Genomic DNA, 6263 nt, shown 5'->3' with positions numbered 1-6263 from the left:
CGGCGGGGCCGAGCACAGAGGGGCGCGGGGAACTGCGCGCCAAGCCCCCCACCGGCCGGTGGTCCGGTACGGACCGAACAGCCCCTTTCGGACGGTGACGACCCGCGCGCCCGGTGGGGGCTGGTCGCGCAGTTCCCCGCGCCCCTGAAAACGCTCGCCCGGCGGCGCAGGGGAGCCGTGGAAGACCGGGGCGCCCCGCGGCGCAGAGGGGACCGGGGGGTGGCGTCCCTGGAGTACCTCGGGATGGTGCCGTTCCTGCTGCTCATCGCGCTGGCGGGAATCCAGCTCGGGTTGGTGGCGTACTGCGGCGAGCAGGCGGGAACGGCGGCCCGTACGGCCGCGAGGACCGCCGCGCTCCCCCCGCCGGACGGCGGCAAGGCGGCCGGCCGGCAGGCCGGCGAGGACGCGGTCAGCGACTGGCTGGACGCGACGATCACCTGGCCCGCGTACGGCGACGCGATCACCGCCAAGGCGGCGATAGACGTGCCGTCCGTACTCCCGGGAGTGCACCTGTTCGGGAAGGTGTCGCGGACCGCGACGATGCCCAGGGAGGACACCCCATGAGCCTGCGCGCGAGACTCGTCCCCGACGAGGCGACACCGCAGACCCAGGAGAGCCACCTGGTCGCCGTCTACCGGGCCAAGCTGCTCCAGGAGATCGACCTCGCCGAGATGTCGGCGCTGTCGGCGGCCGAGCGCAGGTCGCGCCTGGAGCGCGTGCTCGGGCACATCATCAGCCGCGAGGGACCCGTGCTGTCCACCGCGGAGCGGGCCGCGCTGATCCGCCGGGTCGTGGACGAGGCACTGGGCCTGGGCATCCTGGAGCCGCTGCTGGAGGACCCCACGGTCACCGAGATCATGGTCAACGGCCCGGACAGGATCTACGTCGAACGCGGCGGCCGGGTCGAACCCGTCGCCGCCCGCTTCTCCTCGGCCGAGCAGCTGCTGCAGACCATCGAGCGCATCGTCTCGACGGTCAACCGCCGGGTGGACGAGTCGAATCCGATGGTCGACGCCCGGCTGCCCTCGGGCGAGCGGGTCAACGTCGTGATACCGCCGCTGTCGCTGACCGGACCCACCCTCACGATCCGCCGCTTCCCGCGCGCGTACACGCTCAAGGAACTCATCGGGCTCGGCACCCTCGACGAGCACATGCTGCTCCTGCTGTCCTCGTTCGTCCGCGCCAGGTGCAACATCATCGTCAGCGGCGGTACGGGCTCGGGCAAGACGACGCTGCTCAACGCCCTGTCGGGGCTGATACCCGACGGCGAGCGCATCATCACCGTCGAGGACGCCGCGGAACTCCAGCTCCAGCAGGAGCATGTGATCCGCCTGGAGTCCCGCCCGCCCAACGTCGAGGGCGAGGGCCGGATCACCATCCGCGACCTGGTGCGCAACAGCTTGCGGATGCGCCCCGACCGCATCATCGTCGGCGAGGTCCGCGGCGGCGAGACCCTCGACATGCTGCAGGCGATGTCCACGGGACACGACGGCTCGCTGGCCACCGTGCACGCCAACTCCGCGGAGGACGCGGTGCTCAGGCTGCAGACCCTCGCCTCGATGAGCGAGGTCGAGATCCCCTTCGAGGCGCTGCGCGACCAGATCAACAGCGCGGTGGACGTGCTGGTCCAGCTGCACCGGCACGTCGACGGCAGCCGCCGCATCGCCGAGATCGCCGTCCTGTCCTCCCGCGGCCGGGACGTCTTCCAGCTCACCTCGGCCACCCGCTTCCGCGCGGAACCGCTCGGCGTGGACCGCATCGTCCGCGGCTGGTACGAACACCGGCCCGTGCCACGGGAGATCGGCGAGCGCCTCTACCTCGCCGGCGAACACGTACCCGCCGCCTTCGGCGTCGGGGCGACGGAACTCGAACTCGACAGCCGGGAGGCGAAATGACGCTGCCGCAAGGCCCGGGGCAGGAACTCGCCGCCACCGGGCGGAACTTCGCCGCAGGCCCGTACCCGCTGCTGGTCCTCGGCGTCACCATGCTGGCGCTGGGGCTGGCCGTGTGGGGCCTGCACGCCTGGCGCGGCGGCCGGGCCGACCGGCTCGCGCTGGTCGAACGGCTCGCCGCGGAGGCGGGCGGCAGCGGCGGGCCGGGCGGCGCCGCCGTCCCCTTCGCCGCGCTCGACCGGCGGGTACGCCGCTACGCCTGGGGCCGCCGGCTGGCCGGCCGGCTCGCCGCCACCGGCACCAACCTCACGCCCGGGCAGTTCACCGCCTCGGTGATCGGCCTGGTCGTCGGCTCCTGGGCGGTCGCCGCCACCCTGCTCGCCCCGTTCTTCGGCCCGATCGCCGCACTGGTCGCGGGCTGGGCCGCGTACTCCTTCCTGGAGTGGCGCCGCCGCATCCGCACCGAGCGCTTCATCGCCCAACTCCCCGACCTGGCCCGCGTCCTGGCCAACGCCACGCAGGCGGGCCTGGCCCTGCGCACCGCCGTGTCGATGGCGGCGGAGGAGCTGGACGCGCCCGCGGGCGAGGAGTTGAAGCAGGTCGCCGACGCGATGGCGCTCGGCCACTCCATCGAGGACGCGCTGGGCGAACTCCAGCAGCGGCTGCCCAGCCGGGAGTTGATCGTGCTGGTCTCCACCCTGGTGCTGTCCAGCCGGGCCGGCGGCTCCGTCGTGGAGTCGCTGCGCAACCTCACCGTCACCCTGGAGGAGCGCAAGGAGACCCGCCGCGAGATCCGCACCCAGATGTCGCAGGTCACCGTCACCGCCTACGCCGTGCCCGTCATCGGCCTCGGCTCCCTCTTCCTGCTCGACCGGATCATGCCGGGCTCGCTCGGCGCGATGACCGGCTCGGGCATCGGCAGGATCTGCGTCCTGATCTCGCTCGGCCTGTACGCGCTCGGCTTCGCCCTCATCCGCCGCATGTCGAGGATCGACGTATGACCCCCGCCGCCGCCCCTTCCGCCGCTGACGCCACCGCCGGGAGCCGGACATGACCCTCATCGGCATCGCCCTGGCGCTGGCCCTCGCCGCCTGCGCGGTCGGCGTGGTGTACGCGGTCGGGCTGCTGCGCGCCGACGCCAAACTCCCCGACGACCTGGCCCTCGCCCTCGACGTCGGCCGCACCCGCACCACCCGCGCCGGCAACGCCATCGACCGGCTCGGCATCCGCTGGGCGCCGATGGTGCTGCGCATGATGGGTCCCGCCCGCATCGCGAAGATGCGGGCCAGGATCGACCACGCCGGCCACCCGCACGGCCTGACCGTCGAGCGCTACGCGGCCCGCCGCGCCGTCTACGGCGGCCTCGGCGGCCTGGCCGCCCTGCTGCTGTTCAGCCGCGGCAACTGGTTCCTGGCCCTGCTGCTGCTCGCCTACGGCTGGGGCTGGGCGGACCTGGGCATCTGGCTCGCCGTCCGCCGCCGCCGCGACGACATCGAACGCACCCTGCCCGACTTCCTCGACGTCCTCGCCGTCGTCGTCAGCGCGGGCCTCGGCTTCCGCCAGGCCCTGGAACGCGTCAACTCCGTCTACACCGGCCCCTGGTCCGACGAGATCCGGGTCGCCCTGCGCCAGATGGACGTCGGCGTCAGCCGCCGCGACGCCTTCGACCAGCTCCGCAAGCGCAACCGCAGCGACCAGGTCGGGCAGTTCGTCACCGCCCTCCAGCAGGGCGAGGAACTCGGCGCCCCGATCGCCCGCACCCTGCTCCAGATCGCCACCGACATGCGCCGCACCGAGGCCCAGAACGCCCGCCGCCGCGCCGCCCGCATGGTCCCCCGCGCCACCGGCGTCATCACCGTCCTGCTGGTCCCCGCGACCATGATCCTGCTGATCACCGGCACCGTCATCGGCTCGCAGATCCACTTCGGCGACGTCTTCGGAAACGGGTGATCGGGGTGCGACCGAGGGTGACCAACCGTCATGCTGTACACGCCACTTGCCCACGCGGCGAATGGCGCACAACCGGCTGCGAATGCCCGAGGTTCGGGTGTACCTTTGCATTCGCAACCACATTTGCACCTGCAATCAGATCCAACCCGCTGCGGACGACAACCGACGACCACCAGCGAGAGGCGGTGCTCCGTGACCACCACCCCCGACCCCGACGGGCAGCCCACGGCCACCGCCGTACGTATCACCAGCCAGGTGACAAAGGATGGGGCGAACAACGATGAACAGGTGGGCACTCCAGCGCTACACCACCGCCGAGGTCTGGCTCCGCACCCAGACCGACCGCGCAGCCCGGTACGTGAGCAGGCGCATCACCGACGACCGCGGCCAGACCTCCTTCGAGTATCTGGGCATAGCGGTGGTGATCGCGGTGATCATCGGGGTCCTGACGAGCACGACGGACATCGGCCGGGCCGTCAAGAAGGCGATCACCAACGAGATCACCAAGATCGCCGGCGGCGGGGGCAAGTAGCCCGCGGGTGGGACGACAGGGGCCAGACCCTGGGGATCTACATCGTCGCCATGGCCGCCCTGTTCTTCCTCGCCTTCGCCTTCTTCGCCGTCGGCCAGGCGTCGGTCACGCGCAACAGCGCCCAGACGGCGGCCGATTCCGCGGCGCTGGCGGCGGCGAGGGAGCGGCGGGACGCGGTGCAGGACCAGTTCCTCGCCGCGCTGGCCGCGGGCGATCCCGACCTGCTGGGCCGCCTGCTGACGACGGTGGGTACCGTCGACCGCGGTGACCCGTGCGGCACGGCACGGCAGTTCGCAGCCGACAACGACGCCACCACGACCCGCTGCGACGCGCTCTCGGGACCGGTGGGCTACGTCGTGGACGTCGTGACGCGCGGCACGGTGGGTACGTCGGTGGTGGACGGCACGGAGAACGTCCGTGCCACCGCCACCGCGACGGCCGTGGTCGAACCGCGCTGCGTCTTCCGCGACAAGCTGGCGGCGGCACTCGAGTTCACCTGTGACCACCGCGAAGTGACGATCGATCCGAAGGCCGGGAACTTCCGGCTCAATCTGGCCACCTTCTACACAGTCCACCTGACCAAGTGAGAGGCGGTCGCGTGGTGCGGGAACGGGGAACGATGGGACACAGGCGCGGTGCCGCGTCCGCGGCGGTGACCGCCGTCGTGTTCGCGCTGGCACTCACCGGCTGCGGAGGCGGTGGCGGCGGGGCGAAGGGCGACGGCAAGCCGGCGGGATCCACGAGCGCCTCCCACGGAGCCGGGGCCACCGGAGCCGACAGCACACCCAGCGACGAGCCGTCGAAGGTGATCGCCCAGCTCAAGGGTGAGGCGGGCATGGTGGTGACCATCAACTCCGCGGTGCGCGACAGCGGCGGGTACGTCACGGTCAAGGGCGAGATCACCAACAACGGCGACGAGCCCTTCAGCGCCACCGACTGGATGGGGGAGGAGGTCGCGCTGCAGGCCTCGGGCGACTCGGTCGCCGGCGCCTCGCTCATCGACGAGGCGGGCAAGAAGCGCTACTACGTCCTCCGGGACACCGGCGGCATGTGCCTGTGCACGATGGGCCTGACCGGCATCGAGCCCCAGGAGACGCGGCCGTTCTTCGCGCAGTTCCCCTCCCCACCCCCCACCACCACCCAGGTGGAGTTCGAACTGCCCACCATGCCCCCCGCCAAAATCACCATCTCCGAGGGGTGATCCGGATGAGAAGCGCGGCGGCAGCCGCAAAGCTCACGCTCACCGTGGTCCTGTTCGCCGCGGCCACGGGTGTGGCGGTGGCACCGCAGGCGGTCGCGGACACGAATCCGCCGCCGAGCGCGGGGGAGCCGTCCCCGAGCGCACCGGTCCGCATCGACCCCGCCTCACCCAACCTCCAGCTGCCCGAGGGCTCGACGCTGGCGCCGCCGAAGGTGCTGGACATCGTGTCGGTGACGGACGAGTCCTCGGTGGCGGCGAGTCAGCCGGAGCAGCGGCAGGAGACGTCGAACTCGACGGTGACCTACGCGCTGCAGTCGGAGGTGGCGTTCGGCAAGGACAGCGCGGTGCTGTCGGCCGCCGCGACCTCGCGGATCCAGGCGATCGCGGCGGACATCAACACGCGGCACGTCACCTCACCCATCCGTGTCTTCGGTTTCACCGACGATCTGGGGAGCAGCGAGCACGGGGACGCGCTGTCGAAGCAGCGCGCCCAGGCGGTGTACCAAGTTCTGGCAACGGCGCTGAGCAGCGCCGGTGACTCATCCCACACATTTCAGGTGCGCGGCTACGGCGAGGACTATCCCATAGCGGACAATTCCACCGAAGTCGGCCGCCGGCAGAACCGCCGGGTGGAAATCACTTTCACGCCTCCTGCCGCGTAACGTGCGGGATGCGCGCCAGGACGCGG

Annotated in this window: 8 protein-coding genes; all 8 read left to right on the top strand. The window is 71.8% G+C overall.

Features of this window, described 5'->3' with window-relative positions:
- The first annotated feature begins 219 nt into the window (after positions 1-219).
- The 8 genes from JT723_RS30290 to JT723_RS30255 all read left to right on the top strand — a co-directional run bounded on the left by JT723_RS30290 (position 220) and on the right by JT723_RS30255 (position 6237).
- Positions 220-564, top strand: a complete 345-nt coding sequence (locus JT723_RS30290; protein ID WP_251512393.1) for a TadE/TadG family type IV pilus assembly protein — start codon at positions 220-222, stop codon at positions 562-564.
- Positions 561-1895: a TadA family conjugal transfer-associated ATPase gene (locus tag JT723_RS30285; RefSeq protein ID WP_205048035.1), complete on the top strand. Its 1335-nt coding sequence runs from the start codon at positions 561-563 to the stop codon at positions 1893-1895. The genes JT723_RS30290 and JT723_RS30285 overlap by 4 nt, the downstream gene beginning before the upstream one ends.
- A gap of 89 nt (positions 1896-1984) precedes the next feature.
- On the top strand, positions 1985-2893 hold the full coding sequence (locus JT723_RS30280; RefSeq protein WP_240166417.1) for a type II secretion system F family protein: 909 nt from the start codon (positions 1985-1987) through the stop codon (positions 2891-2893).
- A gap of 49 nt (positions 2894-2942) precedes the next feature.
- On the top strand, positions 2943-3842 hold the full coding sequence (locus tag JT723_RS30275) for a DUF5936 domain-containing protein (protein ID WP_205048033.1): 900 nt from the start codon (positions 2943-2945) through the stop codon (positions 3840-3842).
- 280 nt (positions 3843-4122) lie between these two features.
- Positions 4123-4374, top strand: a complete 252-nt coding sequence (locus JT723_RS30270; RefSeq protein ID WP_205048049.1) for a Flp family type IVb pilin — start codon at positions 4123-4125, stop codon at positions 4372-4374.
- A gap of 29 nt (positions 4375-4403) precedes the next feature.
- Complete coding sequence (locus JT723_RS30265; protein WP_265749835.1) at positions 4404-4961, top strand: pilus assembly protein TadG-related protein; 558 nt, start codon at positions 4404-4406, stop codon at positions 4959-4961.
- 32 nt (positions 4962-4993) lie between these two features.
- A complete protein-coding gene (locus tag JT723_RS30260; RefSeq protein ID WP_205048031.1) occupies positions 4994-5575 on the top strand; it encodes a hypothetical protein in 582 nt (193 codons plus the stop codon).
- Positions 5576-5580: 5 nt separating this feature from the next.
- Entirely contained in the window at positions 5581-6237 is a 657-nt protein-coding gene (locus JT723_RS30255; RefSeq protein WP_205048030.1) for an OmpA family protein, read from the top strand.
- Positions 6238-6263 lie beyond the last annotated feature (26 nt).

The sequence above is a fragment of the Actinacidiphila bryophytorum genome, assembly GCF_016916835.1.
In the GTDB taxonomy this organism is placed as follows: Bacteria; Actinomycetota; Actinomycetes; order Streptomycetales; family Streptomycetaceae; genus Actinacidiphila; species Actinacidiphila bryophytorum.
Note: the sequence above shows the minus strand (reverse complement) of the source record. Positions and strands in the feature narration are given on the sequence as shown.

Excerpts from the sequence above, each read along its gene's own strand:
- JT723_RS30285 (WP_205048035.1), top strand. The coding sequence starts at position 561 with ATGAGCCTGCGCGCGAGACTCGTCCCCGACGAGGCGACACCGCAGACC.
- JT723_RS30275 (WP_205048033.1), top strand. The coding sequence starts at position 2,943 with ATGACCCTCATCGGCATCGCCCTGGCGCTGGCCCTCGCCGCCTGCGCG.
- JT723_RS30260 (WP_205048031.1), top strand. The coding sequence starts at position 4,994 with ATGGGACACAGGCGCGGTGCCGCGTCCGCGGCGGTGACCGCCGTCGTG.
- JT723_RS30270 (WP_205048049.1), top strand. The coding sequence starts at position 4,123 with ATGAACAGGTGGGCACTCCAGCGCTACACCACCGCCGAGGTCTGGCTC.
- JT723_RS30255 (WP_205048030.1), top strand. The coding sequence starts at position 5,581 with ATGAGAAGCGCGGCGGCAGCCGCAAAGCTCACGCTCACCGTGGTCCTG.
- JT723_RS30280 (WP_240166417.1), top strand. The coding sequence starts at position 1,985 with ATGCTGGCGCTGGGGCTGGCCGTGTGGGGCCTGCACGCCTGGCGCGGC.